A 24,464-nucleotide genomic window follows, 5' to 3' on the forward strand; every position below is an offset into this window, starting at 1 on the left:
TTCAAGCGTGCGGCGCTCTGGCGTCGCGCAAACGCTGCTCGAAGCTGTCCTGATCCAGCGGCTCGCCCAGCCAGAATCCCTGCCCGGCGTCGCAACCCATATCGCGCAATAGCTTGTACTGCGCCTGGCTGGCGATGCCTTCGGCAATGACCCGCATGCCCAGGCGATGCGCCAGGGCCACGACGGATTCGCAGACCAGCCGGGCGGCTTCGTTATCGGATACCTGTTCCGTGACTTCGCGTTCCAGCTTCAGCGTCTCGAACAGCAGATCGCGGGAGGCCAGCAACGCGGGCATGCCGACAGATACCGCCCCCACGCTGAAACGCATGCCCAGATGATGCAGATAATGCAAGCGATCCCGCATCAGAGGGCCCAGATTCATCAGCAGATGTTCATTGAATTCCAGGGACAGGCAGTCCGGCGGCAGCCCCTGGGCGTCCAACAGACCGAGCACGGCTTCCAGGCCGGCTTGGGCCAGGCTGAACTGGCCGGGCGATACATTCACGGTCAGACGCAGATCGGGCGCCATGTCCTGGCGCCACACCCCCAATTGCTGGATGGCTTCACGGAACACCCAATCGCCCAGCGGCTGCATGAGCTGGCGCTCTTCGGCAAACGGAATGAAATCCATAGGGGCGATGACACCAAAGGCAGGGTGACGCCACCGCAGCAAGGCCTCGGCCTTGATGATTTGCCCGGTCCGGAAGGAATAGATCGGCTGATACAGCAGGAAGAACTGGCCCGCCTCGATGGCCTCGGGCAGCGCCACCAGCAGGTCATGCTGCATGCTGGCCCGGTCTCGCATGGACTGGTCGAAATACTGATAGCCATTGCGGCCGGCTGCCTTGGCTTGATACATGGCCATATCGACATGGCGCATCAGCATTTCAGCATTGTCCGCATCAGCCGGATACAAGGCGACCCCCAGGCTGGCGGATATCTGGATCATATTGCCTGCCAGCGAATAGGGCTCGGTGATGCCATCCAGCAAGCGCCGGCACAAGGCATCCAGCTGCAGCTTGTCCAGCCGCGGTCCGTCTGATTTTTCAGCCACCAGGATGACGAACTCATCCCCGCCCAGGCGGGCGATGAAGTGAAGATCATCCGTGCAACTGCGCAGACGCTTGGCGACCTCGCTCAGCAGATGATCGCCCATCTCATGCCCCATGGAATCATTGACCTCTTTGAACAGGTCCAGATCCAGAAACAACAGGGCTATGGATTGCGTCTGGCGGTCGGCCTCGTCCACCGATACTTTCAGGTGCTCGTTGAAATACTGGCGGTTGGGCAAGCCAGTCAGGGGATCATGGTGCGCCTGATTCCAGATGGCTGTCTCTACCTGTTTTTTCTGTGTCACATCGCTGAGCATCACCACCCGGCAATTGACCGAGCCATCGTGATTCCAGGCGGTATCCAGCACCACGCGCTGGGCATATTCCTCGCCGGATTTGCGCTGCAGCCAGTATTCGCCTTCCCAGCGGCCTTTGGTATTGATGGCATGCCACATCTGGTCGTAGAAATCCCGGTTATGGCGACCTGGCCGCAGCAGCACCAGCAATTCACCGGCGACTTCATCGGGCCAATAACCCGTCATGCGGGAATAGGCAGGATTGACGTCGATGATGACGCCGGTGGCGTCGGTAATGGCGATGGCCTCGCTGCTGTTTTCATAAGCAATCGCAGCCAACTGGGCGGAGGATTCCGCCTGCTTGCTTTCAGTAATGTCCTGCACCAGCCCGATGAGGGCGGCGTCATCGCCTGTCCCCACCAGCGTGATAAAGATCTCGATGTCGAACAATGAGCCGTCTTTGCGACGGCCATGACGCTCGAACCGCAGTGTCGAAATCTTCTGATTGCGGCCGGATTTCAAGGCCTCGTCAACCAGATAGCGTTCCCGGGGGGCAATGATGGACAACAGCGTCAGGTGTCCGATCATCTCGTCAGGCATATAGCCGAAAATATCAGCCATTTTTTGGCTGACGAAACTGAAACGGTCACGGGCGATCAGGAAAATCCCCACCAAGGCATTGGACGCCAAGCCCTGAAAGATAATTTCAGACCGCTGCAACCCTTCCTGGTCTTCGCGCATCTGGGTCAGCAGTTCGTGAATCTGCTGCGCGCCCGCATTGTAGGCGTGGGCGATTTCAGTGATCTCGCCCACGCCCGCAGGCGCCACCCGAGTCGTGTAATCGCCCTGCAAGAGATCCCGAGCAGCGAGATTCAAGGTTCGCAGCGGCAGCAAGACGCCACGGCGCACCAACAGAAACACCCCCACCAATAGACCGAGATCCAGCAAAATCAGAGCAATCAACCAGTTCAGCGCCTGGCTCTTGGCGCCGTGCAAGATGGGCATCAACGCGTCCGACGCCGCATTGAGCGTACCCAGCAAAGTACCGGCATCGTCCGCGATCCACTGGCGCTGCACCGCATGCGGCAAATCCCGCTTTTCAGCCGCGGCATCCCCCCAGGAATAGGAGTCCAGCATGACCGCCTGCAGGCGCCCGCGCAACACCACCCAATCGCGCTGTATCTTGGGCAGCAGCAGACGAACCGGCGCCTGTCGCAATGCGGAAATCTCGCGGTCCCCTACGACCCCCCCCCTGATCCAGGGCCCGCAGGGCCAGATCCATGGCATCGATTTCCTTGCTGATCTGCCCGGTCTGCAGCAAGCCGCCATCGGCCAGCCGCATCGCCCGCACCGCCAGTTGCTGACTGAGCGTGCGCATGCTGCCCAGCGTCGCCGACTGATCCAGCGCGGCGTCATAGCGCGACATGAGCGAATACACCAAAGCCGCATTGCCCAGCACAAAGGCCAGCATCACACCATAAAAGACAGCCGATATTGACCTGAGCCCGAACAAGATGCGGGCGGCAGGCCCTGCTGGTTTCGAAAATCGTGGGCGCATGCGATCCTGATGGTTAAGGAATGGCGGTTATCAGCCGCCGCCAGGGATGTTCCCCTGTTGCCACCAAGCATGTTACCGGATATGCCAACAAAGACAATCCGACAAAAGCCCGATTCCTGGCGGGAAATCAAGCTTTTGCCAGGAAGATATGAAAAAGCGCTGCAATGGCCGACGCAACGTACGCCGGCACTACCGCCTCACTACCGGTAAAAAGGCGGAAAAAGTGGAATTTTGGAATGTGGTTTGGAAGTTTGGAAGGAAATTCGAGGCGAAAAAAAGCACCTACATGATGTAGATGCTTGATTTCACTGAATTATTTGGCGGAGCGCAGCGTTTCAATTCCAAAAAAATGATGTAAATTAGCGGTAGCTAATTAGCGTTGGCTATTGACTTAACCTTAGTCATGGCTAATAATCCTCTCGAAGCCACAGCTATTTGAGAGGAAAAAATGACCATCGCCACCACCTCTACAGCCGCCGATCTGTTCGTGTCGTCTGTTGCCCGTATTCAAGATCAACTGGCCCGCCTGCGGGCCGCTGCCGACAACCACTTCGATGCCGATCCCTCCCGGATCAACTGGGGGCACGTTGGCGACCTCGGTCGCATCGAGGCCGCCCTGAAAAACGCCTGTGCTGTCGCCTTTAACGAGGCCGAGTGACCCCACACCCTGCCCCTGCCCGCGCGGAGGCATGAGCGGGGTCATTCGGCCCTTCCTGCAGCGTCAGTCAACCATCTATAGGAGTTTCTCCATGACCATTATCGGCATCGCTCTTGGCAAGCACTACGACAAGAAGTGGAAGCGCATCGACGAAGACGGCAGCGTCCTGTCGCCCGCACAGCACTATTTCGACGATCACCCGATCTTTTCTCGGCCTGGCCGATGAGGAAATCAACGGCCAGGCCATGGTTCGTGTCCCGGCGTTCTACTACCGTAATGGCGTCATCACGGATGGCGACCTGGCGGGCAAGAAGGCGTTATGGATCAGCCCGACCCCAGCCGACGGCTTTACGCGTCACCCCGCCTTCATGCACCACGGTGCGCCTATCGATCAGTTCTGGATCGGCAAGTACCAGGCGACGGCTGACGGCCCCCTTATGGGTTCCTGCGCTGGTGCGATGCCGCTGGCTAGCATAGATTTTCCGACGATGAAAGACCGCGCTGCCCAGCGCGGCGATGACTGGATGCTCTGGAGCGTCTATCAGCTCGCTGCGGTTCAGATCCTCGCCTTGATCGAACATGGCACGCCCGATCTGGCCTCTGTTGTTGGTGCTGGATACGTGGATGGCGACGGCGTTCGGCCGGTTGATGATGAGCTGGTCGCCCAGGCTGCGTATCGCGGCATCACCGGCCTGTGGGGCAACGTGTGGCAGATGCTCCAGGGCCTGGGGACGAACGGCGAGCGCGAATGGCGGATCTGGGATATGGCAGGCCGTCAAGAGCTGATCGATACCGGCATCGCCGCGCCCGAGAACAACTGGTTTCACCGACGGCAGCGCAAGGCTGGCGCGGATTTCGACCTGGGTGCTGTTTTCCTGCCCAAGAAGACGCGCGATGCGCAGGGAGATTCCGGCTTCGGTGATTACATCTGGGCCTGGTCAGATGGCGAGGTCGCGTACCACGGCGGTCTTTGGTACGGCGGTGCGCTCGACGGGCTGTTCTGCTTGGTCGTCATCAACGCCGCGTCGCACTCCAATGCGTACATCGGCGGCCGCCTCGCAAAGGTGTGATGGGTCACGTCTTAAGTGTCATGCAAACGGGCGAGCCCGCCGAGCGGGCCGCTCACTGAACTGGAGCTGCTATGTCTGCTACCCCCATCATTCCCGGCCGCCTGTACCGCGTTCGTGGTCAGGGTTTCGACGTCACAGTGATTGCCACCGATGCTGCGGCCGCAATCATCATCATGCTTCCGAGGGTCATGCCATGCGAAGCCTAATGATTCGTACCTGCGTGGCATTCCGACTGCGCCGCGACCCCGCCCTGCGCCTGTCGTGGCGATCAAGCTGGCGCATCGCAGGAGAGATGCAGTGAGTCCCGCTCGAGGCATGGCGCATGTCGAGGTTTTCCTGGGCGATGATGAGCTGATCGCCGTGAACGCCCTGCTGGAAAAACTGATCGTTGCGAACTACGGCCCGCATCCCGACCTCTTTCTGTCGCTGGCCGACGGCGACCAGGTGATGGCGGCGGACATGCTGTCGGGCGCCTGCATATTCCACATGGCGGCCCGGCGCGTCATGCGGGTGCGCAATATGCCGGAGGCCGCATGAAGAAAGACGCTACCGCGCCGCCCGCCACCACCGTGCAGCTCAAGCAGGCCCTGGCCGCCGCGCGTCTGAATATATCGCTCGAAGACGCACTGCGCTCACCAGCCCTGACACGCTGCCTCGAAATCACCGCAGAGGTCATGGTATCTGACCCGGATCTCTGCGGCGCCCGGACAGATCATCGTGCATCGCGCGAGCCGCTGCCCGTCCTCGCGCACGAAGTCGCAGCGCCACGCATGGACGTGAAACGTGCCGCCGCTGGTGACACGGACGATTGACCATGAAAAAGAAGCGCCGCATACCCCGCACGATACGCATCCCGGTCACTCGCGCCCTGCGAGATGAGTTCGCAATGCTGCTGTACACGTCGCTCTGGAGCCTTGAGCACGCCCCAGGAGCCGATCCGTTTGACAACCTAGCGGGCGTTTTCAACGTGGTGCAGCTTGCGCTCGAGCACGACGCCGCGCACCGCCATGAGGCGCGTCTTATCACTGGCGGTGCCGCTGCCCTGAATCAGGCGATGAACCGGATCATTTCCGGCAAGCCGCCCGCCGATCACGAAATCGCGCCCATTCGCGTGAGCGTGGAAACCATAGACAGGCTGCTGGGCCGTTTGGACGTGTCAGTCCTATACGCCGCCATGCAGCGCCTGCGCGATCTACGCGCAGCACCCGAAAAAAGAGAGTTGTGACTATAAAGGAGAAACCTATGTCACTAGAGGATTTGATCGATACAGATTCCCGGCCTGCCAGCAGGCTGCATGCAACCATGGAGTCCCGCCGCCGACTGGAATTGTGCAGCGAGCAGATGGCTGAAGGCGCCCGCCTTGTCATCGATGTTCTGGATGAACTCATTGCAGAGCATGGAGACCTGCCGATTAGCGATACCCTGGCTGATCGGCTGATAGAGCGCATCGGGCTGCTCGACCGCGCCCAGGCGGCTTTATCGGACGCAATGCAGGGGAGGCATCGCCATGCTTGAAACTGGCATTCTGCTGACCCGTGCACAGCTTGAGGAGCTAACGGGCATGAAACAGCCTGCGCGGATGGTGGCATGGCTCGAGCAGCGGCATTGGGTGTACGAACCCGCCGCGCGTCGAGGCGGAATCCCCAGGGTATCGCGGCAGCATTTCGAGGCCCGTATGTCGGGCAAGTCGAACGCGCGGCGCCGTAACGGGCCACGGCTCGACTTCTTCGCAGCACAATGAGCCGACAGCGCACCCGTCAGGATGGCCTGCCTTATCGTGTCTACGAGCGCAGGGGCACTATTACCTATTCAATCGGGTACAAGCTCCCTGATGGCCGGTGGGCGTTTCGCCTGAAGTGCCCCGTCAAGGATCGCGCCAAGATGGCAGAGATCCGTGCCGAGGCGATTCGTCGGGCAGGCGAGATCGGCTTGGGTCGACCGGCTGACGATTCCGTTGATGCGTTGATTACGGTGTGGCTGGAGTGGCAGGAATCTCTACCGCTTAACAGCCCGAAACGACGCGCTGACTCGACGCTGGCCGAGAACAAGCGCGAGATCGTCCGGCTGCGTAAGGCGTTCGGCCACATGGCGGTGCGCGACCTCACGAAGACGGACGCCTACGCCTACCTGGATGCGTGCGTTAAGGCGAGCCGCGCCGCCAAGGGGAACAAGGAAATATCGCTGATGCGCCGCATTTTGGAATATGGCGTGCGCCTAGGCCTGCTAACAGTCAACTCGTTTGACGGTGTCGAGAAGAACGAAACCGCCGAGTATGACCGCCTGGTGACCGATGAAGAAATTGCCCTGGCCGAACGCGTGGGCCGGAAGATGGGCGGCCCGCAGTTGATCGTGGCGCTGGCACTGAAAACAGCCTGGCTGTGCCTGAAACGTTCCGTGGAGGTGCGAGCGTTGACACACCCACAAATCACCGATGCTGGCATTGAGTGGGTGGCGGCCAAACGGCGGCGGGGTGCCATTCCAAGGGTCGGGATTATCGAGTGGAGTCCAGAGCTGCGAGCGACGATTGATGATGCCCTGGCGATCAAGCGTTATGACCTCGCGGGCGACTGGTATGTGTTTGGAAATTTGCGCGGCGAGCGGTACACAAAAGGTGGCTGGAAGAGCACGCTATCGCGGCTCATGAACGAATGCGTGGAGGTGGCCACCAAGGAAAGCATCCCGTTTAAGCCATTCAGCCTGCAGGACTGCCGCCCTAAGGGTGTGTCAGACAAACTCCAGCGTGGGGACAAAGACGTCATGGAAGCGACGCTGCACACGTCGGAGCGGATGATCCGCAAAACCTACGACAGGCGCCGTGTGCGCCATGCGAAGCCCGCAGAGTAGGGAATTATCCGTCGTGGCCCATGCCCACAATAAAGCCCGATACGACTCTGTCGAGGGCTTTTTTCTCGGCTGTCGATAGCTTGCTGTACGACTCATAGGACGTCGAGAAAGGCCAGCCGTTCGCGCGGTTCTGGATGTGTGGCTGGTGGTTGTCCACCTCTCCCTCTTTCAGGTACTTCGGCCCTTCACCTGTCGCAATCCACCATGTGTGGACGCGAAAGAAGGCCGCTGCGCGGATGGCGTTTGAGGCCTCCATCTGCTTGGTCTTTCCGGACAGCCAGCCGTTCACGGACGGTTGCTTCACGCCGCAGGCGCGGGCGAGATCGACGGGCCTGGCCTCGGGGCGCTCGGCAAAGAGTTCAGAGAATCGTTCTGTAAGTGTGGACATATTAGCTAATCCTAAATGTTTTTCACATAGGTGTGGCTTGCTTTTTATCCTTAGGTATGGCTAAATATGCACTGCTAAGGATTTGGAGACCAACCATGAAACGCATCGCCGAGCATCCGGATGCCGCTGTCATTGAACGCCTCGGGGGGACGTCAGCCGTCGCTCGCATGTGCAAGATCGAGGCCCCGTCTGTTACGAAGTGGAAGAAAACCGGGATACCCCAGGCACGCAGCATGTACCTGCGCGTACTGCACCCCGAGGCATTCCTGTCCGCTTCGCCCGACACGGCCAGCTCGCATCCAGCGGGGCAATGATGATGAGCGCCCCATACTCCGCCCTTCCTTTTTCAATGTGGCCTCATTGTGCGACTTCGAAGGAGGACAGTCATGCGTAGCATGTCGCAAACCACGATCACCATCCTGCGCGATGAGATTACCGAGTATCGGCGGGGCAAGCGCTTGTCGCGTGAGACTGTCGCCGCTGGCATCGTCGACGCGCACGAACGCCTGGGCGCCGACGTGGTGACAGGCATCCGCTTCGAGCCCAAGACGGTTGATGCGTTCGAGCGCACCAAAGTGAACGCCGACCGAATCTTTCGATGGTTGGACGATGTCACCAAGGACGGCGTGTTTGTTGCCTGCGAACTTTCTGGTTTCTGTGCTGGCTGGTCTGCCCGAGGATGTTCGTCGTCGCGTTCTGGATCGGATGCTGCTGCCGCTCGGGTTCGCTGTCCGATCCCTTGGCGACAACCAGAGCGCTGCGGCCGTGTCTGCCAGCATGGTCGCCACGCTGGTCCGGGAGCAAAGCGAGGCAGCAGCAGCGACCACCAACCTGCTGGGAACCGCCGACCGCGCAGCCCTGCTAGACGCCAGACGCGAGATGGCCGAGGCCGTCGACGTCGGCGCAGAACCTGCTCGCGCATCTGGATGCGCAGATCTCGGAGGGCCAGGAACGCATGAAGCCAGCCCCGAAACCCGTACCGCGCCGCCCGCGCTCTGTGCAGCAACGCGCGGATCGCAAGGCGCAACAGACGCAATCACACAACCGCCCACCCGGGACCCATGCCGTCTGCCGTACGGCCGTCTGGTCGTCGGCCCAAGGGGGCGTCTGATGGCGCACGAATTCGACCGCGCCAGCGAGCGCGAACAGGAGGCCCGCGACGCCGCGCTGGCCGCCACCCGCCGGGCCGCTGCGGCGATGCCGAAGGGTGAGCCGGGCGAGTGCGACCGCTGCGGCGAGTACTTCGTCCGCTTGGTCGGCGGCCTATGCGGCTTCTGCCGCGACGGTAGGTCGCGCCCATGATGCAGCCGGTTGCCCGCCTGCTTTTTTTCACGCCCGCGTTGAGTGGGGTAATCCCCGTTCCCCCAGGGAGAGCAGCAGGCCGCGTGGTTGCGTTGCGGGATGGGTTGCGCCTCGGTCGGCTCTGTTGCTTTTTTGCAACCAAGGTGGGGACCCTGGCGGATTCCTGGTCTTGCGGGGGCGCGCACCCGCGAAATATCGCTAGGCTGCGGGCCTGCAACATAGGCAACTGTCTGGGGGCCGCCGTATGAGCTGGAAGAACTACGACGACGTGCTCTCCCAGCTTCGGGCCGCTGGCCTGGATGTCGATACGGAACGTTCGACGTCGGCACGTCGCGGCCTATTCGGTGCCGGGAGTACAACGGCGACCGCGAAAAGCGCGGCTGGTATTGGCTGAACGAGATCTGGCTCGACGAATACGACGACGCGGGCAAGCCCACAAAGGGCTGCTACATCGTCGGCAGCTACGGGGTCTATCGCGGTAAAGAGTCGGGCAAGCAGAAGATTCGGCTGTCGCGCAACGGCGCCACCATGAGCGCACAGCAGGCCGCTGCCATGAAGGCCCGGCACGCCGAGAACGTGCGCCGCGCCAAGGCTATACGCGCCGCCGAGCAGGAGCGTGCCGCGCAGGCCGCCGCACGCGGCTGGGCCAAATATCAGCCGGTGAGCGCCACGCCGTCCGAATACCTGGCCCGTAAGGGCGTGGGTGGCCACGGCGTGCGTTACTCGCCGTCGGGTAACGGCACCATCGCCATCCCGATCTGCGACGACACCGGCAAAGTCTGGGGCTTGCAGATCGTGCGAGGCCGCGACGGTGGTAAGCGCCTGGAAAAGCAGTACTGGCCCGCTGGCATGAACAAGGCGGCGCACTACCACATGCTGGGCGCACCTGGCGCCGTGATTCTGCTGGCCGAGGGCTACGCCACCGCCGCGACGTTGTTCGAGGCGACCGGGTTGTGCGTCGTGGCGTTCGATGCCGATAATCTGATGCCGGTCGCCCAGGCGCTGCACAAGTCCTACCCCAAGGCGTACATCCTGGCGTGCGCCGATGACGATTACCTCACAAAAGACCCCCACGGCAACCCGTGGAACCCCGGCGTCGAGGCCGCCCAGGCCGCGGCGACTGCCGTGCGCGGCGGATGGGTGGAGCCCGAGTTTCCCGGCGACCGCGAAGGCAAGAAGCTGACGGACTTTAACGACCTGCAGCACTTCCCTTTGGGTGGCCAGGCGTTGGTACGCGCCCAGATCGAGATGGCCCTTGCTGCTGCCGGGCATGATGCGGCAGCGGTCGGGCGGCCCGGCTTGCGGACTGGTGGCTTCGGCAGGCCGGGAACCCAGCCAGGGGGAAGGGGAAGGCGGAAAACGTCGCGCCGAAGCTGTCATGCCTCTGGATGATCTGGTGGAGCGCTTCGTGCCGGTTGATGATGGTACGGGCGACACGGTCTTTGATCTATGGACGAACCGCATTGCGCGGCGGGCGCAGATGGTCGCGTTGCTGCCCGCTGGCGTACGCGCCGACGACATCAAGCGTCATCCGTTGTGGGTCGAGCGCGGCGCCTACTTCATCGATCAGATCGGCTTCGACCCGGCTGGCAAAGACGATGCGGTGGCACTCAACACCTGGCGCGGCTGGCCGATGGCCCCGCGCGACGGCTCATGCCGCGAGCTGCTCGACCTGTTGCGCTACTTGTGCGAAGGCGAGAGCAATGCCGATGAGGTGTACGAGTGGATGTTGTGCTGGATGGCGTACCCGCTGCAGAACCCAGGCGCGAAGATGTCAAGCGCCATCATCATGCACGGCCCGCAGGGCACGGGCAAATCCACGATCTTTCAGACGCTGGCGAAAATCTACGGCGATTACGCCACGGTGCTGAACCAGCGCGGCCTGGAGGATCGGTTCAACAGCGACTGGGTCGATAGCAAGCTGTTTCTGCTGGCCGAGGAAGTGGTAACCCGTGCGGAAATGTGGCATATCAAAAACGAGTTGAAAGAGCTTGTCACGGGCGAATGGATACGGGTGAACCCGAAGAACCTGGCCGCCTACCGTCAGCGCAACCACGTCAACATCGTTTATCTGTCGAACGAGGGCCAGCCGCTGCCCATCGATAACGACGACCGCCGTCACCTGGTCATCTACACGCCACCCGCCCTGGCAGAGGACTTCTACGACGCGGTCAACATCGAGCTCGAGCACGGTGGGGTCGAGGCGTTCTACTACTTCCTGATGCACGTCGACCTGGCCGACTTCCATCCCAAAAGCGCCCGCCAATGACCGAGTCAAAGCAAAAGCTGATCGACCTATCGCTGCCCTCCGAGGCGGTGTTCGTGCGCGAGTGGCAGGCGGGCCAGCTTGAAATCGACGAGGGCAAAGGTCCCATGCCGTTCTGCCCATGTCTGGGCGGGCACCTGTACACCACCTACAAGAAATGGTGCGCCCTGACGGGCGTCGTGCGGCCTCGCGATGAAACGCAGTTCATCGGATACGTGGGCCGCTTGCCCGAGTGGCAGGCTGGCAAGCCCGTGTCCACCCTGGAGAGCCTGAACAGCACAGCCTATAAGAGCCGCAAGATGGTGATCCCCAGCCCTACCGCCGTCGCCGATGCACAGGCTGCGGGCGCGACGACCATTAGTGATGGCGACGGATCGAAAACAGGGGCCGTTGGCTGACTGAATGTTTTTTCGCGTTCAACAATGCGATGGGAGGCGGCCTGTGATAGTACGCCGTATTACGCCACTTATTACCGAAAAACACGCGGCAGGCGGGGATATGACTTGTATTACGCCTATGACCCCGTTCGCCCGCCCGCGTGACGTGAAAACATCTAACGTGCATGTTTACCCCTCACATGAGGCGCGTAACCCCGTCACAGGCGTAATACAAGTAATAGTCTCGCTTAAAAAGGTTCTAGGGGTAATAAAGTGAGTAATAAATGGGGTAATAAGGTTTGAGGCAGTCGATTTCGGTGGGGCTTCGTCATGATCCTGGAATCGAAAGCCGCTTTCTCGTCGCCTGGGCGTCAATAAATCCACGATCACCCGCGCCGCACAGGCTGGTCGCCTGGTCATGCAGGGCGATCAGGTCAATGTCGAGGCCAGCCTGGCCCGCTGGCGCGCCGCAAAGGGGCCGCACCGATGTCGCGGAACGCTTCGCGGCGCAGCGCGGGCAGTCCATCCCCGACGTATCAACCCCTTACCCCCCCGAAGAAAACCCCACAGCGGGCGATTCTGGCCCGTTGCCGGAGCGGGGTTGCGGGCGGGTTGGTGCGCAACCTTTCACGCGACGGGCCGACACCGGCAGCGCCGGTCACTCCCCTGCAAACCGCGGCCTGACCCTCAGTTCGAGAACGAAACCATCAAGCTGGAGATGGCGCTGCGCCGTCACATGCGCTACCCCGCTGCCGTTCTCGTGCGGCGGGAAGCCTACGGCCTGGGCCTGGCCCTGCGGGCGTCCGTCGAGCGCATGGTGGTCAAACCGCGCCGCGCCTGGCCGCTGCCCCGACGCCAGAGCGCCGTGCGCTGCTGGTAGCTGAATGCGCCGCGCTGTCGCGTGCCATTGCCTACCGAGTTCGTCCGCGCCCTGCGCCGTCTGCGTGCCTCGGAGAAAAAATCATGATGATCCGCGAACTTTCGATTTTCCACCCTCCGGGCTTATAATGGCCGTGCGCTGGTAGACAACCGGCGCACGGGGTTCGCAGCCCGGAATACCAAGGCGCGCAGCCGCCTGGAAACCGTTCACGCGGCTTTTTCACTCTCTGCGCGCAGCATGGCACTCCTCTGGGCGGGCATGCGGGGGAGGGCTTCGGCCCTGCCGGTTCCTGGTTCCAGGTCTGCTAACCCGCATGTGTCCGCCCACCTCGTTTCAGGAGGCGGCGGCTCTCGACCGCGTCCAAGGAGTCACGCCATCAGCTGGTAAATCGTGGTGCGCACCCGCGCACGTCATGCCACCCGGAAGCATCCCGGGCCACCACCACCCAAGAAACACCCATCTGCCTGGCCGATGCCAGCGGCTATTCGCTGTTCGCCGTGCGTGATGGCGTCCGCGCCGACACCGCGTTGGCGCAGGCGGCCAGCATGCTTCGCACTGCCCACGGCCTGCTGGTCAATTCCAGCGAGATGGGCGACGACGATCAGTACGCCGCCGGCCTGTTCCTGCTCGAGGGCGCCAGCGCCCTGATCGATTCCATCAACGGGGGCCAGCCATGAACAGCCTGGGATCCCCTTCGACTTCGACCAGCACTCCGTGCGTGCCGTGGCCGACGAAGATGGCCGCGCCTGGTTTGTTGGCTCGGACGTCGCCGAAGCCCTGGGGTACGCGGAACCCGCGGCTATCCGGCAGCATTGCGAGGGGGGGCGAAACACACCCCCTTCCGACCGCTGGCGGCATCCAGGACGTCCGCCTGATTTCCAGCCGGATCTGTACCGTCTGGTGGTGGGCAGTCGCCTCCGCCGCCGAGCGCTTCGAGCGCTGGGTGTGGACGTCCTGCCCACGATCCGGCGCACCGGCAGCTACTTCGCCCAGCCAGCCGCTGCCGACATGCGCGGCGTGAACACCGCCTTCTGGCTGATCCCCCACCTGCCGTACGGGCGGCACGCAGCCTGGGCCTGCAGCGTGAGGCCGCAATCGTCGCCGCCAATCGCACCGTCGCCAGCCTGACCGGCGTGGATGCCATGCAATTGCTGGACATCAAGGCACCCGCTGCCGCTGCGCTTCCAGGGGCCCGAGCAGAGGCCGAGTTCCTGCTTGCATGGCAGCAGGGCACTGTGGTGCTGGTCGATGACGCCGACCCGCTGCCCTTTGTGCCCTGCACCGGGCGGCAACTGCACGCGGCTTACCTGCATTGGTTCCGCCGCGAACAGCGCCCAGGCTGGCCGCAGGCTGAAACGCGGTTCGTGGGCTTCGTCGGCCGTCAGCCCGGCTGGGTGGCTGGCCGCCCGCAGCAGACCTACCGCGACCGCACCGGCGCGAGGTGGCTGTCTCGCAAGATGGTTATTCCCGCCAACCTCATGTCGCCCATGAGCCAGACCCGCACGGAATGGCTCACCGAGGGCTATTTCACCTTCCAGGCCGCGCTGGATGCGGCGCAATCCATCGGAGACCAAGAATGAACGGAACAGAAATCTCATACGCCCTGGCAAAGCAGTTGACCAGCGCTACCACCATCGAGAGCAACTATGGCTCCATCGATCTGGACGCTGAACTGCGCCGCGCCGTCGACGCTGCTGTACGGCCCATTCTTGAGCGACGCATGGCCGCTTTTGAGCGAGGCAGCACCAATCCTGAAAACCTCATCGAGGGCATTCAGCGGCAATGCGCAGGGTACGCGAAGATGTGTTGCCGGAATATGACGCGATCCCTACCGGCGCTTTCGCCGCGAGACTGATGCGCCAGTCGATCCGCGCCGCCGAAGCCGCCATCGCTTCCGGCGACGTCGTGGCGATGGTGTCCGCGTATGGCGACCTGGAGGGCTATCAGGTATGAAGACCCTGTCCGTTCGCCAGCCCTGGGCGTGGCTCATCGTCAACGGCTACAGCCCATCGAGAACCGTGACTGGCCTACGCACCAGCGTGGCCCGATTCTGATCCACGCATCCAAGGGCATGACACGTGATGAGTACGGACGTTGCGGGATTAGCCCAATCTCTCGGCATCGCCATCCCAGCATTCGACGAGTTAGAGCGCGGCGGCATCGTTGGTCGAGCCGTGATCACCGGGTGTGTCACGGATCACGCATCCCCGTGGTTCTTTGGTAGGTATGGGTTTGTGCTGGCCGACGCCAGGCCTATGCCGTTTCAGCCGTTGCGCGGGCGGCTGGGTTCTTCGATGCTGCGTCTCCGGTTGAGCAATTGGCTACATCGCGTGGAGATTGATGGCGTGTCTGATTCTGGAAAACGTGTGCTTGACCCGTGCTGCGGCAGCAGGATGTTCTGGTTCGACCGGCAGCACCCCGACGTCGTGTTCGGCGACCGCCGTCACGAAACCATCAGCGTCACGGACAGATCGCACGGCCGCGCCGATGGCGTGCGCACGCTGCGCATTGAGCCGGATGTACTGATGGATTTCCGAGCGCTGCCGTACCCAGACGGCGCCTTCAGGCTCGTTTCCTTTGATCCCCCGCACCTGGTGCGCGCTGGCAAGAATTCCTGGCTGGCGGCGAAGTACGGAAAGCTCGGCCCAGACTGGCGCGAGGATCTGCGCCAGGGGTTTGCCGAGTGTTTCCGCGTGCTTGCCCCCGACGGCGTGCTGATTTTCAAGTGGAACGAAACCCAAGTTAAGGTCGCGGACGTCCTGGCGTTGACCGCTGTGCCGCCGTTGTTCGGCCATCCGACTGGACACAAGGGGCTGACGCACTGGATCGTGTTCATGAAACCACGCGAGGCCGCCATGCAGATTGAAGTCCTGCCGCTCGACCGACTTGTCCCGTATGCCCGCAACAGTCGCACGCACAGCGATGCGCAGGTGGCCCAAATCGCCGCGTCGATACGGGAGTTCGGCTTCACCAACCCGGTACTGATCGATTCCGACGGCGGCGTCATCGCGGGCCACGGGCGCATCCTCGGCGCCGCGCGTCTGGGCATGACCGAGGTGCCGTGCTTGCGCTTGGGGCACCTGACCGAAGCCCAGAAACGTGCCTATGAGATCGCAGACAACAAGCTGGCGCTGAACGCTGGCTGGGATGAAGCGCTGCTGGCTGCGGAGCTGCGCGATCTGGCCGACATGGACTATGACATGGCCCTGACCGGCTTCGCCGATGATGAGATCAAGGTGCTGCTGGCCGGGCTGGACGCCGCACCCACCGGCGCCACCGATCCGGATGCCGCGCCGCCTGTGCCCGATGTCCCGGTCAGCTTCCGGCCAGGCGACGTTTCGTTGCTGGGTCGCCACCGCGTCATGTGTGGCTCAAGCGCCGACCCCACCGCCTGGGCCAGGCTCATGCGCGATGATCGCGCGGATATTTGCGTCACAGATCCACCGTACAACGTGGCCTACGAGGGCAAGACCAAGGGTCGCATGACGATCCAGAACGACAGCATGTCGGCAGGCGGACTTCCGCCAGTTCCTGCTCGAGTTCTACCGGGCCGTGTTCGATGTGATGCAGCCTGGCGCCCCGATCTATGTCTATCACGCCGACACAGAGGGCCTGAACTTCCGCAGCGCTTTTATCGAAGCGGGCTTCAAGCTGTCCGGATGCCTCATCTGGCGCAAGAACACCATGGTGCTGGGCCGCTCCGACTATCAGTGGATACATGAGCCGATCCTGTACGGCTGGAAGCCCGGCGCCGCGCACCGCTGGTACGGCGGCCGCAAGCTCACCACGATCATCGAACACGGCGAGGGCGGCGCGGTACGCCGCTTGGACGATGGCCGATGGGCCGTCCAGGCGGGCGATGACCTGCTGATCGTCGACGCGAACGCCACGCTTGAGGAACACCTGGGGTCGGTCATCTACCACGACAAGCCAGCCCGCAATGGTCAGCACCCGACGATGAAGCCTGTCAGCCTGATCGAGCGCAACCTGCGGGCATCCTCGCGTGCAGGCGACATCGTGATCGACGGCTTCGGCGGATCTGGCAGCACGCTCATGGCAGCGGATCGCCTCGGGCAGGCTGCTCGTCTGATGGAGTTGGATTGCGGCTACGTCGACGTGATCGTGCGCCGGTGGCAAGAGTACAGCGGGGGGGGGCATGTCTGGACGGGGATGGGGCTTCTTTCGACGAAATCATGGCGGCGCGTGCCGCCGCGACGGCGTGAGGCTGCACTGATGGCGACCTTATCCGACCTGCAGACCGAGCGCGCAAAGCTGCGCGCCCTGGACGCAAAGTCGACCTATAAGTCGGCGCTGGCCGATACCACCAGCCACAAGGATGTGGTGGCCGCTGCCGCCGCCATGCGTTCCGCCCTGGATGCCGCCATGCGAGGCATGCCTCGCGTGTTGGCAATGGCCATCGACGGTGAAGCCGACGAGACCCGCGTCCACTATCTGCTTTCGGATGCCATACATACGGCCCTCACAGGCATCGGCGCCGATGTCGAACATGCCTGCACGGTGCTGCCACCCGTTGGCGAACAGTTCAAGCGCGGCGCCCAGCCCCGCGATCTGCTGACCGTCAGCCAGTGGGCCGACCGCCATCGTTGGCTGCGCTCTGGAACGAATGCGCCAGGGCGCTGGAACACTGCACTGACTCCGTACCTGCGCGAGATCATGGATGCGCTCTCGGAGCACAGCCCCGTGCGAACCGTCGTGTTCCAGAAATCCTCGGGCGTCGGTGGTTCCGAGGTCATGATGAACTGGACTGGCTACGTGATGCATCATTTGCAGAATAAAGACATGCTGGTTGTCATGCCTACGCTGGAGTTGCGCGACCGGTCATTCAACCCGCGCATGGCAAAGATGGTGGAGGAGACCGAAGCACTGGCGGGACTGATCTCCCGCAATGCCCGCGACAAAACGAATCGCGCCGACGTTGTCGAGTACGGCGCCCACGCCCGCATCATCCGCAGTGGCGCCAACAGCCCCGATTCCCTGCGCTCCGATCACCTGCCTTATGTGATCTGCGACGAGGTCAGCGCATTCCCCTGGGATGTCGGTGGCGAGGGCGACCCCATGACGCTGATCGAAAACCGGCAGCGCACATACAGCCGTGCGAAGTCGTATTTCATCAGCACCCCCACCATTGCGGGCCGGTGTCGGATCAGCCTGCAGTACTCGCGCAGCGACCAGCGGCGCTATCACGTACCGTGCCCGAGCTGCGGCACGCTGCAGCACCTGGAGTTCGACCGCAGCGGCGTAGCCGACCACGGCCTGAAATGGCGCACCGCGCCGCCGGTCGATGCAGAAACCGGCGAAGTCCTGCGTCCGCGCGTACTGTCGGCTTGGTATGTCTGCAAAAACTGCCACGCCGAGATCCCTGAATCCAGCAAGACCGACATGCTGGCCCATGGAAAGTGGATCGCTGCGCGTCCCAGCGTCAAGCGCACGCGAGGCTATCACATCAATGCCCTGTATGCCCCGGTTGGCCTGGGCGTGTCGTGGCGTGACGTCGCGCAGAAGTGGCTGGACTGCCAGGGCGATACCTCCGAGATGAAGGCGTTTGTCAATACATACCTGGGCGAGGCCTGGGCCGAGCAGGGCGACAGCATTGAGGATCTCTCGCTGATATCACGGCTGGAGGATTACGACCCCACCACGCTGCTGTTCCGTCTGATCACGGCGGGCGTTGACGTCCAGAAAAACCGCCTCGAAGTGAGCTATGTCGGCTGGGGCGAAAAAAGAGGAGGCCTGGCTGATCGATCATGTGATCCTGCCGGGAGATACGGCCCAGCCGGAAGTGTGGACGGCCCTGGGTGAGTCGCTAGTCGAACACAAGGTGCGCCAGGCCGTGGTCGACGCCGGGTACAACACCAGCATGGTTCACGCGTTTTGCGCACCGCGCCGCTGGGCAGCGCCGGGCAAAGGCATTCCCGGCACCGCCCGCCCGCTGGTTGAAGACGAAAAGCGCCGGATCGCCCGCTTGCGTCGGCGAGTCAAGCATCAGCCAAACGCCGTCGAGCCGATTGGCGTCGACCAGGGCAAGGCCTTGATCTATGCACGCCTCAAGATGGAAAAGCCAGGCCCCGGCTACATTCATCTCCCGCGCGAGGCCTCGTTTGACGACGAATACTTCGCACAGCTCAGGGGCAGAGAAACTTGTCACGAAGGTGCGGGGGCAGGCCAGGCCGTTTTCAGGTATGGGTGGAGATCCGTGCCCGTGATGAGGCTCTGGATTGCCTGGTTTACGCCACTGCCACTATGCGGCTGTTTCGCGTGGGTCTCGCCCTGCCACCTGCACCCCCCAGGCCCCAACAAAAAAGCCTGCCGCAGCGCCCGTCCGGCGCCGAACGCGCCGTCAGTCGCGCCCTGTCACCTCGATAACCAGACCAGAAGGATACAACCATGAACAACAAACTCGCCGCCAGTCAGAAAAACACAGTCTTGGACGATATCGCGGCCGAGATCGAGATGCGTGCCACCATCCTGCTCGCGGCCTGGTGGGGCGGCCGCAACATCGTTGTGCCCGACACCCGGCCAGAGCACAGCGTCATTGCCAAGGTGATCGGCGAGGAAGCTGCTCGGCGGTTGAGCGCCGTGTGGCCCGGCGCCCAGATCTTCGTGCGCTGCGCCTGAACTGGTTTGAAGAGATCCGCAAGGCCCGCCAAGTCCACAACCTGCGCGCCCGTGGGCTGGGCTGGAACGAGATCGCCCAGGTCATGGTGATGACCCGCCGCGAGGTCGAGGAGATGGGCGAAATCGGCCGATTTGCCACCGAAGCTATCGCACAGGAAAAGACCGGCCGCAGCGTGAACCCACTCTTTGAGCTGGAACGTCCACAGGTTCGTGGCGGCCGTGGCGGGCAGACCAAAAAAAGCGGTGTGCATGGTGCCAAAACCGCCCAGAAAACAGAGGCGTGATATGAATGCGAAATCTGGAGACATACTGACGACGGACGAGGTCAATGCGATCATCAAGGATTGCGAGGCCACCGTTGCTACCTACAACCAATTTGCACGCGACATTGAGGCGGCGGTTCTGGAGAAGCTGCGCAGCCACGATATCGAGGGCCTCATCGACCGGGCCTATCTCGAGTTCGACGCCATGCGCAGCGGCACAGGTGAATTCCGGGGGCAATCCTGGGATGAGTGCGATGCCTTCAAGGCACACATGCGCCGCTTCGCGTATGCCCGCTATCATGAACTGATCGGCCAGGTGCTGCGGGCGCAGTAAGGGTAACGGCGGATAAACCATCCCCGCACGGCGGGATTTCAGCGTAATTTCATAAAATCCGTCAGGCTTCCTTGATAGGTAACATATAAAAGGAAGTGGATAATGAATGTTTCAAACACCCGTGAAGTTTCGTTCCTGGGCTGCGGCCTGTCGGATCACCTGCTTGCCGTTCGGGCGGGCGTCCCTCGGGACATAGCTTTGCACTGCGCCGCCGATTTTTTGGTGACCACGCGCGACCTGCTGCTGGTAGCTGAAGAAATCGACAGTTCGGCGGTGCGTGCTGCCGCCATCCTGCTGGTCGAGGCGGCTGGAGCGGTTCTCAACGCCGCCGATTGATCGTCGGCATGTGATGCTATCATCGGTCGGTGAGTTTTTGTAACTTCTACCGACTGATGATTAAAAAGGAAAACGCACGATGACCATGGCGCTTGTAATCTTCCTGCTGACTTTTGCGTGCCTGGTGCTGTGGCTATTTGGCCTGGTCAAGCCGACGAAAGTATTTCTTGGCGCGGCCAGCACGCGCAGCAAGGTGACCAAGGTCTACGGCCTGGGGTTCGTTGCCTTGCTTTTCGCGTTCGTCATTGTCGCCGCATCCAGCTCATCCGCTACAGGGCCGACGTACCCAGAGGGGGCAACGTCAGAGCAGAAGGCAGAAATATTGCGTTTGTGGAATATTCAGAAAATCAACAAGGATTTCGTCTCTGTCGAGGAAGAGTGGAACGGTCAACGCCTGCTCGGATCCATCGACGACAGCCAGAGGCCGCTCTGTCGGAGACCGGTTGGGTGCGCCAGGCTTTTTCCGTTGCGAAGGACACGATGAAGGCTATGGGCAAGACAGCACCCGACAATGCTTACAAGCAGGTGGTGTTCGACGTCTGGATGCCGACGGTGGACAAACTGGGCAAAGAGGGTTTTTGAGGGGTATGATCGTCCATTGGAACTGGGAAGACATCAAGGCTGCGAACTGGGACAATCTGTCTGCCGCCTCCGTGGGAGGTCTGGCCGATAAGGTTTCGTTCCAGCGCCTGGGCCGCCACGCGGCTATTCAGTATTGCAATGATGATGGCAATCTTCGCCTTGCGCGGGCCTTCTGCCTAAAGCTGGCCGAGTAGTCGGGCACCACACCCGCTATGCACCTGCGCTTGCAGTAACCCCGCCGCAGGAAGCCCCACGCCGCAGCAGTCAGACTGGGCAGCATCCATATCAGGACGCTGCCCAGCATGGCCTATACCGCACAAGACCTCGCCGCCATTGATAGCGCCATCGTTGCGTTGCTGTCTGGCGAGCGTGTCACAGAGATCCGATTCACTGATCGCCTGGTCAAGTATCAGGAGGTCACCGCTAATGAGTTGCGTGCCCTGCGTGGCGAGATCGTTCGCCAGCTTGGCCCGCAGCGTGTCCCGCTGTCAGGCCGAACCTGGGCATGCGCCCAAGTCGGGAAGGGTCTATGAGACCCGCCACGTCAGCCGTTCGCAAGCCGCCAGGCCTCCTTGCCCGTCTTTTGGAAAAACCGGCAAACCTAAAGCCAGCACGCACGAAGCCGCAGGCGTCGGCCGTCGGTTGCGCGGCTGGCTGCCCTGGGATAGTTCGCCACGGCGCGAGCACATGCGCTTAGCGCTGCTGCGTGCGCGTGCCCGCGACGCTTGTCGCAACAATGCTATCGCCCGCGCGGCGGTGGATCGCATGACCTCGGACTTCATCGGCACCGGCGTATCACCCAAGCCGCTGGCGAAAACCGAGACCATGCGTATGCGCCTGATCGATACCTGGGAGGCGTGGTCGCTGGAGTGTGATGCGGACGGGCAGACTGATTTCTACGGCCTGCAGACGCTGGCGATGCGCTCCATGCTGGAGTCGGGCGAAGTGCTGGCGCTGCTGGAGACCGACGAGGCCACTGGCATACCGCTGAAAATTCGGCTTATTGAGTCTGATCATCTGCCGTTCAAAAACGAGACCCTATCGAACGGCCACCGCATTATCGACGGGATTGAGCTGGATAAGCGCGGCCGTCGCGTGGCGTACTGGCTGCACCCAAACCACCCGGGCGACCTTAATATCCTGAGAACAACGATCCGGTGCGCGTGGATGCCCGCCGCGTGCTGCATCTTTTCGAGGCCACGCGTCCAGGTCAGTTGCGCGGTGTACCGGCGCTTGCGCCGGTGCTTGTGCGCCTAAAGGATCTGGACGAATTCGATGACGCCCAACTTATTCGCCAGAAAATCGCCAATCTGTTCGTCGGGTTCATTACCCGTCCCGCGCCCGATCCAACCACGGTGCCCATTGGCCCGGATAATAAGCCGTTGCCAGCAGAGCCGACCGATCAGCCCGCACTCGAGTTTGAGCCGGGTCTGCTGCAGGAGTTGGACGAGGGCGAGGACGTCACGTTCTCCGAGCCGCCCGGCGCCCATCGGGCTATCGGGAATTTACCCGCGCTCAATTGCATATCGTGTCGCAGCCGCCCTGGGCCTTCCGTATCCGTTCCTGACGGGTGATTACAGCGACATCAATGATCGCGTGGTTCGCGTTGCCATTAACGAGTACAAGCGCCGCGCGATGGCGCTGATCCGTAATGTCCTGGTGCCGAAGTTTTGCGACCCGATTCGCCGCGCCTGGGTGGATGCCGCCGTGCTGGCGGGCACTTTGCCCACAGGCCAGCGCGATCTAAAGCTCACGCGCTGGACGCCGCACGGCTGGGCATATATACAGCCGGTGCAGGATATTCAGGCCGATGTTCTGGCGATAAACAACAAGCTCAAGAGCCGCAGCGAGGCGCTGCTCGAGCGCGGCTATGACGCCGAGCTGATCGACCGAGAGATCGCCGCCGACCTCGCACGCGAGCAGGCTCTGGGTTTGCCGCCTTCGCCAGCTGCAACATCCGCGGCCGTGCCGGTCGAAACCGCGCCGCAGGAACCGAAGAAGTGAGCGGCGCACTATGACCGCAGCTTCCCGGACAGGAAAGGAACCCAGGTTATGAAGAAGAAATGGTATGAGATCAAGGCGCTGGCGCCCGATGGTGCGCCGGTTGCCGCAGGTCAGGCCGCCTCGAAGTATGAAATTTCGATACACGGCGACATTGGCTTTTGGGGCGTGACGGCCAGCGAGTTTATCGCCGAGTTCAACGCCATTCCGGCTGATGCCCAGATTCTGCTGTCCGTCCATTCGGACGGCGGTGAAGTGCTGGAATCCTTGGCGATCTATCACGTCATGGCCCGCGCCCGCGACCGGATCACGGCACGCGTGGAAGGCCTGGCAGCTTCTGCGGCAAGCGCGGTCATTATGGCTGCTGGCCGGATCGAAATGCCCGCCAATGCATACATCATGATTCACAGTCCGTTTTCTGTGGCAGTGGGTGATTTCAGCGAATTGCGGGCCGCCTCCGACGTTATGAAGAAGCTGAACGACAGCTACGCGGCCATTTACGCAGAGCGCTCTGGCAAGGATGTGGCCGAGGTCGAGGCCATCATGGCCGCCGAAACCTGGTTCAACGGCGATAAGCTGTCGTCGCTGGGTTTGCCGACGCCGTGCTCGATGCGCTGCCCGCCCAGGCCCATCTGTCCGATCATGCCCGAGCCAAGTTCCCTAAGGCCCTCGCCGAAAGCCTTGGTTGCCGTCGCCCCCGCTCCTGCTCCAACCCCGAAGCCGAAAGCCTCGGCGCCGACCCCCCCGTACCGGCACTCGATCCGATGGCGCCAGATGCGGTGGCCGCTGCATGTGTCGACGCTGGCTCTGCTGCTCTGGCCGCTCCGCTGATCCGCGCGTCCTCTAATGCCGCTGCTGTCACCCAGCGCCTGTCCGAGGCCCGCGAGATTCTCGCTCTTGCCACCTCGGCGGGGCGCCCTGAGGATGCCGAGCTGCTGGTGTTGGCGGGAGTGTCGTGGAAACGGCCCGCGCCCGCCTGACCGCTGCTCGCGCGGCCATGCCGGCCATCAGGTCGCACGTGCCCTCGGACGCACCCGCAGATGCTCAAGGCCCGATAAGCCCGTCGCTAAAAAACTCGATTTCCGCAGCATTTACTCCGCCCGCCAGGCGGCCAACAAAGTCGCTTGACTAAAGGAGCACAGCATGAATCTCGGTATTTTTGATACCGACGAGTTTCTCCCTTCAGGAACTGACCGCCGCTATTAACGACGCCCCCGCCCTGCCGGCGCGTCTCGCCAACCTGGGCCTGTTTCAGGAAGATGGCCTGACCACGACCAGTCTGGGGTTGGGGAAGATGCGGATACGCTGACCCTCATTCCCGAACCAGTCGCGCTCGATAGCGACGCGGCCCATCCACGGGTGGCAGCTCTCGCTCCCTCGTCCTGTTCCCCACGCTCGCCTGCCCACTCAGGACACCATCCCGCCTGATGACGTGCAGAACCTGCGTACCTTTGGCGCGGCCTCGGATGTCGAGACTGATGGTGTGTTTCGTGAACAAGCGCCTGGCGAAAATGCGCCGCCGTCTCGACGCTACCGTCGAGTATCAGGGCGTCGTCGCCATCAAGGGCACCATCGTCGATTCCGATGGCACCACGGTCATCAGCAACCTGTTCACGCAGTT

35 protein-coding genes and 2 pseudogenes are annotated in these 24,464 nt (G+C 62.2%); 34 read left to right on the forward strand and 3 right to left on the reverse strand.

What is annotated here, in order from left to right; genetic code table 11:
* Position 1: 1 nt before the first annotated feature.
* Both VDP79_RS08275 and VDP79_RS08280 read right to left on the reverse strand, forming a co-directional pair.
* Positions 2-2,485: an EAL domain-containing protein gene (locus VDP79_RS08275; RefSeq protein WP_323017736.1), complete on the reverse strand. Its 2,484-nt coding sequence runs from the start codon at positions 2,483-2,485 to the stop codon at positions 2-4.
* On the reverse strand, positions 2,448-2,906 hold the full coding sequence (locus VDP79_RS08280; protein ID WP_323017737.1) for a hypothetical protein: 459 nt from the start codon (positions 2,904-2,906) through the stop codon (positions 2,448-2,450). Before VDP79_RS08280 ends, VDP79_RS08275 begins: the two co-directional genes overlap by 38 nt.
* A gap of 448 nt (positions 2,907-3,354) precedes the next feature.
* On the opposite strand from VDP79_RS08280, the gene VDP79_RS08285 reads away from it, so the two are divergent.
* From VDP79_RS08285 to VDP79_RS08325, 9 genes are all read left to right on the forward strand, one after another.
* Entirely contained in the window at positions 3,355-3,564 is a 210-nt protein-coding gene (locus VDP79_RS08285; RefSeq protein WP_323017738.1) for a hypothetical protein, read from the forward strand.
* Between the two features lie 91 nt (positions 3,565-3,655).
* Positions 3,656-3,790 (forward strand): hypothetical protein, encoded by a 135-nt coding sequence (locus VDP79_RS08290; protein ID WP_323017739.1) that lies wholly within the window; start codon positions 3,656-3,658, stop codon positions 3,788-3,790.
* A gap of 19 nt (positions 3,791-3,809) precedes the next feature.
* The gene (locus VDP79_RS08295; RefSeq protein WP_323017740.1) at positions 3,810-4,634 is read left to right on the forward strand and encodes a hypothetical protein; all 825 of its coding nucleotides are present in this window, start codon (positions 3,810-3,812) and stop codon (positions 4,632-4,634) included.
* A 297-nt stretch (positions 4,635-4,931) separates the two neighbouring features.
* Positions 4,932-5,171: a hypothetical protein gene (locus VDP79_RS08300; protein ID WP_323017741.1), complete on the forward strand. Its 240-nt coding sequence runs from the start codon at positions 4,932-4,934 to the stop codon at positions 5,169-5,171.
* Positions 5,168-5,446: a hypothetical protein gene (locus VDP79_RS08305; RefSeq protein ID WP_323017742.1), complete on the forward strand. Its 279-nt coding sequence runs from the start codon at positions 5,168-5,170 to the stop codon at positions 5,444-5,446. The genes VDP79_RS08300 and VDP79_RS08305 overlap by 4 nt, the downstream gene beginning before the upstream one ends.
* Before the next feature lie 2 nt (positions 5,447-5,448).
* Positions 5,449-5,859 (forward strand): hypothetical protein, encoded by a 411-nt coding sequence (locus tag VDP79_RS08310; protein WP_323017743.1) that lies wholly within the window; start codon positions 5,449-5,451, stop codon positions 5,857-5,859.
* A gap of 17 nt (positions 5,860-5,876) precedes the next feature.
* The gene (locus VDP79_RS08315) at positions 5,877-6,149 is read left to right on the forward strand and encodes a hypothetical protein (protein WP_323017744.1); all 273 of its coding nucleotides are present in this window, start codon (positions 5,877-5,879) and stop codon (positions 6,147-6,149) included.
* Entirely contained in the window at positions 6,142-6,375 is a 234-nt protein-coding gene (locus tag VDP79_RS08320; RefSeq protein ID WP_323017745.1) for a DUF4224 domain-containing protein, read from the forward strand. Before VDP79_RS08315 ends, VDP79_RS08320 begins: the two co-directional genes overlap by 8 nt.
* A 140-nt stretch (positions 6,376-6,515) precedes the next feature.
* Positions 6,516-7,478, forward strand: coding sequence for a hypothetical protein (locus VDP79_RS08325; RefSeq protein ID WP_323017746.1), 963 nt, complete (start codon positions 6,516-6,518; stop codon positions 7,476-7,478).
* Positions 7,479-7,482: 4 nt separating this feature from the next.
* Here VDP79_RS08325 and VDP79_RS08330 read toward each other — a convergent pair whose 3' ends face one another.
* Positions 7,483-7,866, reverse strand: coding sequence for a hypothetical protein (locus VDP79_RS08330; protein ID WP_323017747.1), 384 nt, complete (start codon positions 7,864-7,866; stop codon positions 7,483-7,485).
* A 95-nt stretch (positions 7,867-7,961) separates the two neighbouring features.
* Between VDP79_RS08330 and VDP79_RS08335 the strand changes: the two genes are divergently transcribed.
* The 25 genes and pseudogenes from VDP79_RS08335 to VDP79_RS14920 all read left to right on the forward strand — a co-directional run.
* Complete coding sequence (locus VDP79_RS08335) at positions 7,962-8,180, forward strand: hypothetical protein (protein ID WP_323017748.1); 219 nt, start codon at positions 7,962-7,964, stop codon at positions 8,178-8,180.
* Positions 8,181-8,496: 316 nt separating this feature from the next.
* Entirely contained in the window at positions 8,497-9,168 is a 672-nt protein-coding gene (locus VDP79_RS08340) for a hypothetical protein (protein WP_323017749.1), read from the forward strand.
* A gap of 528 nt (positions 9,169-9,696) precedes the next feature.
* On the forward strand, positions 9,697-10,560 hold the full coding sequence (locus VDP79_RS08345; protein ID WP_323017750.1) for a hypothetical protein: 864 nt from the start codon (positions 9,697-9,699) through the stop codon (positions 10,558-10,560).
* A complete protein-coding gene (locus tag VDP79_RS08350; protein WP_323017751.1) occupies positions 10,547-11,437 on the forward strand; it encodes a primase-helicase family protein in 891 nt (296 codons plus the stop codon). Before VDP79_RS08345 ends, VDP79_RS08350 begins: the two co-directional genes overlap by 14 nt.
* The gene (locus tag VDP79_RS08355) at positions 11,434-11,832 is read left to right on the forward strand and encodes a hypothetical protein (protein ID WP_323017752.1); all 399 of its coding nucleotides are present in this window, start codon (positions 11,434-11,436) and stop codon (positions 11,830-11,832) included. The genes VDP79_RS08350 and VDP79_RS08355 overlap by 4 nt, the downstream gene beginning before the upstream one ends.
* 697 nt (positions 11,833-12,529) lie before the next feature.
* Positions 12,530-12,691 carry a hypothetical protein gene (locus VDP79_RS08360; RefSeq protein ID WP_323017753.1) on the forward strand — a complete coding sequence of 54 codons (162 nt, stop codon included), beginning with the start codon at positions 12,530-12,532 and terminating at the stop codon, positions 12,689-12,691.
* Between the two features lie 488 nt (positions 12,692-13,179).
* Entirely contained in the window at positions 13,180-13,368 is a 189-nt protein-coding gene (locus tag VDP79_RS08365) for a DUF3077 domain-containing protein (RefSeq protein ID WP_323017775.1), read from the forward strand.
* Positions 13,369-13,414: 46 nt separating this feature from the next.
* The gene (locus VDP79_RS14900; RefSeq protein WP_416233077.1) at positions 13,415-13,819 is read left to right on the forward strand and encodes a BRO family protein; all 405 of its coding nucleotides are present in this window, start codon (positions 13,415-13,417) and stop codon (positions 13,817-13,819) included.
* Positions 13,820-13,833: 14 nt separating this feature from the next.
* Entirely contained in the window at positions 13,834-14,271 is a 438-nt protein-coding gene (locus VDP79_RS08370) for a hypothetical protein (RefSeq protein WP_323017754.1), read from the forward strand.
* A gap of 202 nt (positions 14,272-14,473) precedes the next feature.
* On the forward strand, positions 14,474-14,644 hold the full coding sequence (locus VDP79_RS08375) for a hypothetical protein (protein WP_323017755.1): 171 nt from the start codon (positions 14,474-14,476) through the stop codon (positions 14,642-14,644).
* A 902-nt stretch (positions 14,645-15,546) separates the two neighbouring features.
* Positions 15,547-15,747 (forward strand): annotated as a pseudogene (locus VDP79_RS08385) (ParB/Srx family N-terminal domain-containing protein); the annotation flags it as partial.
* Positions 15,748-16,243: 496 nt separating this feature from the next.
* Positions 16,244-18,511, forward strand: coding sequence for a terminase gpA endonuclease subunit (locus VDP79_RS08390; RefSeq protein WP_323017756.1), 2,268 nt, complete (start codon positions 16,244-16,246; stop codon positions 18,509-18,511).
* Positions 18,414-19,100, forward strand: a complete 687-nt coding sequence (locus tag VDP79_RS14905) for a terminase gpA endonuclease subunit (RefSeq protein WP_416233078.1) — start codon at positions 18,414-18,416, stop codon at positions 19,098-19,100. Before VDP79_RS08390 ends, VDP79_RS14905 begins: the two co-directional genes overlap by 98 nt.
* A complete protein-coding gene (locus tag VDP79_RS08400; RefSeq protein ID WP_323017758.1) occupies positions 19,097-19,327 on the forward strand; it encodes a hypothetical protein in 231 nt (76 codons plus the stop codon). The genes VDP79_RS14905 and VDP79_RS08400 overlap by 4 nt, the downstream gene beginning before the upstream one ends.
* On the forward strand, positions 19,291-19,611 hold the full coding sequence (locus tag VDP79_RS08405) for a hypothetical protein (protein WP_323017759.1): 321 nt from the start codon (positions 19,291-19,293) through the stop codon (positions 19,609-19,611). Before VDP79_RS08400 ends, VDP79_RS08405 begins: the two co-directional genes overlap by 37 nt.
* 1 nt (position 19,612) lies before the next feature.
* Positions 19,613-19,924, forward strand: a complete 312-nt coding sequence (locus VDP79_RS08410; RefSeq protein WP_323017760.1) for a hypothetical protein — start codon at positions 19,613-19,615, stop codon at positions 19,922-19,924.
* 102 nt (positions 19,925-20,026) lie between these two features.
* Positions 20,027-20,260 carry a hypothetical protein gene (locus tag VDP79_RS08415; RefSeq protein ID WP_323017761.1) on the forward strand — a complete coding sequence of 78 codons (234 nt, stop codon included), beginning with the start codon at positions 20,027-20,029 and terminating at the stop codon, positions 20,258-20,260.
* A gap of 79 nt (positions 20,261-20,339) precedes the next feature.
* Positions 20,340-20,744 (forward strand): hypothetical protein, encoded by a 405-nt coding sequence (locus VDP79_RS08420; protein ID WP_323017762.1) that lies wholly within the window; start codon positions 20,340-20,342, stop codon positions 20,742-20,744.
* Between the two features lie 103 nt (positions 20,745-20,847).
* Positions 20,848-21,036, forward strand: a complete 189-nt coding sequence (locus VDP79_RS08425) for a hypothetical protein (protein ID WP_323017763.1) — start codon at positions 20,848-20,850, stop codon at positions 21,034-21,036.
* Between the two features lie 108 nt (positions 21,037-21,144).
* Entirely contained in the window at positions 21,145-21,375 is a 231-nt protein-coding gene (locus VDP79_RS08430; protein WP_323017764.1) for a hypothetical protein, read from the forward strand.
* Between the two features lie 154 nt (positions 21,376-21,529).
* Positions 21,530-22,416, forward strand: a pseudogene (locus tag VDP79_RS14910) (phage portal protein).
* Positions 22,417-22,438: 22 nt separating this feature from the next.
* The gene (locus VDP79_RS08440; protein ID WP_323017766.1) at positions 22,439-22,846 is read left to right on the forward strand and encodes a hypothetical protein; all 408 of its coding nucleotides are present in this window, start codon (positions 22,439-22,441) and stop codon (positions 22,844-22,846) included.
* A gap of 48 nt (positions 22,847-22,894) precedes the next feature.
* Entirely contained in the window at positions 22,895-23,674 is a 780-nt protein-coding gene (locus VDP79_RS08445; RefSeq protein WP_323017767.1) for a head maturation protease, ClpP-related, read from the forward strand.
* 328 nt (positions 23,675-24,002) lie between these two features.
* On the forward strand, positions 24,003-24,152 hold the full coding sequence (locus VDP79_RS14915; RefSeq protein ID WP_416233079.1) for a major capsid protein: 150 nt from the start codon (positions 24,003-24,005) through the stop codon (positions 24,150-24,152).
* A gap of 169 nt (positions 24,153-24,321) precedes the next feature.
* On the forward strand, positions 24,322-24,464 hold a 143-nt coding region (locus VDP79_RS14920), incomplete at its 3' end, for a major capsid protein (RefSeq protein ID WP_416233082.1).

This window comes from Castellaniella sp. (assembly GCF_034675905.1).
In the GTDB taxonomy this organism is placed as follows: domain Bacteria; phylum Pseudomonadota; class Gammaproteobacteria; order Burkholderiales; family Burkholderiaceae_B; genus Castellaniella.

Coding starts and splice junctions, on each gene's coding strand:
- VDP79_RS08375 (WP_323017755.1), top strand. CDS start 14,474: ATGCGCAGGGTACGCGAAGATGTGTTGCCGGAATATGACGCGATCCCT.
- VDP79_RS08285 (WP_323017738.1), top strand. CDS start 3,355: ATGACCATCGCCACCACCTCTACAGCCGCCGATCTGTTCGTGTCGTCT.
- VDP79_RS08425 (WP_323017763.1), top strand. CDS start 20,848: ATGATCGTCCATTGGAACTGGGAAGACATCAAGGCTGCGAACTGGGAC.
- VDP79_RS08420 (WP_323017762.1), top strand. CDS start 20,340: ATGACCATGGCGCTTGTAATCTTCCTGCTGACTTTTGCGTGCCTGGTG.
- VDP79_RS08370 (WP_323017754.1), top strand. CDS start 13,834: ATGCAATTGCTGGACATCAAGGCACCCGCTGCCGCTGCGCTTCCAGGG.
- VDP79_RS08330 (WP_323017747.1), bottom strand. CDS start 7,866: ATGTCCACACTTACAGAACGATTCTCTGAACTCTTTGCCGAGCGCCCC.
- VDP79_RS08360 (WP_323017753.1), top strand. CDS start 12,530: ATGGCGCTGCGCCGTCACATGCGCTACCCCGCTGCCGTTCTCGTGCGG.
- VDP79_RS08410 (WP_323017760.1), top strand. CDS start 19,613: ATGAATGCGAAATCTGGAGACATACTGACGACGGACGAGGTCAATGCG.
- VDP79_RS08275 (WP_323017736.1), bottom strand. CDS start 2,485: ATGCTGGACTCCTATTCCTGGGGGGATGCCGCGGCTGAAAAGCGGGAT.
- VDP79_RS14905 (WP_416233078.1), top strand. CDS start 18,414: ATGTCGGCTGGGGCGAAAAAAGAGGAGGCCTGGCTGATCGATCATGTG.
- VDP79_RS08280 (WP_323017737.1), bottom strand. CDS start 2,906: ATGCGCCCACGATTTTCGAAACCAGCAGGGCCTGCCGCCCGCATCTTG.
- VDP79_RS08320 (WP_323017745.1), top strand. CDS start 6,142: ATGCTTGAAACTGGCATTCTGCTGACCCGTGCACAGCTTGAGGAGCTA.
- VDP79_RS08335 (WP_323017748.1), top strand. CDS start 7,962: ATGAAACGCATCGCCGAGCATCCGGATGCCGCTGTCATTGAACGCCTC.
- VDP79_RS08305 (WP_323017742.1), top strand. CDS start 5,168: ATGAAGAAAGACGCTACCGCGCCGCCCGCCACCACCGTGCAGCTCAAG.
- VDP79_RS08290 (WP_323017739.1), top strand. CDS start 3,656: ATGACCATTATCGGCATCGCTCTTGGCAAGCACTACGACAAGAAGTGG.
- VDP79_RS08295 (WP_323017740.1), top strand. CDS start 3,810: ATGGTTCGTGTCCCGGCGTTCTACTACCGTAATGGCGTCATCACGGAT.
- VDP79_RS08325 (WP_323017746.1), top strand. CDS start 6,516: ATGGCAGAGATCCGTGCCGAGGCGATTCGTCGGGCAGGCGAGATCGGC.
- VDP79_RS08315 (WP_323017744.1), top strand. CDS start 5,877: ATGTCACTAGAGGATTTGATCGATACAGATTCCCGGCCTGCCAGCAGG.
- VDP79_RS08415 (WP_323017761.1), top strand. CDS start 20,027: ATGAATGTTTCAAACACCCGTGAAGTTTCGTTCCTGGGCTGCGGCCTG.
- VDP79_RS08345 (WP_323017750.1), top strand. CDS start 9,697: ATGAGCGCACAGCAGGCCGCTGCCATGAAGGCCCGGCACGCCGAGAAC.
- VDP79_RS08350 (WP_323017751.1), top strand. CDS start 10,547: ATGCCTCTGGATGATCTGGTGGAGCGCTTCGTGCCGGTTGATGATGGT.
- VDP79_RS08445 (WP_323017767.1), top strand. CDS start 22,895: ATGAAGAAGAAATGGTATGAGATCAAGGCGCTGGCGCCCGATGGTGCG.
- VDP79_RS08355 (WP_323017752.1), top strand. CDS start 11,434: ATGACCGAGTCAAAGCAAAAGCTGATCGACCTATCGCTGCCCTCCGAG.
- VDP79_RS08400 (WP_323017758.1), top strand. CDS start 19,097: ATGAACAACAAACTCGCCGCCAGTCAGAAAAACACAGTCTTGGACGAT.
- VDP79_RS08430 (WP_323017764.1), top strand. CDS start 21,145: ATGGCCTATACCGCACAAGACCTCGCCGCCATTGATAGCGCCATCGTT.
- VDP79_RS08310 (WP_323017743.1), top strand. CDS start 5,449: ATGAAAAAGAAGCGCCGCATACCCCGCACGATACGCATCCCGGTCACT.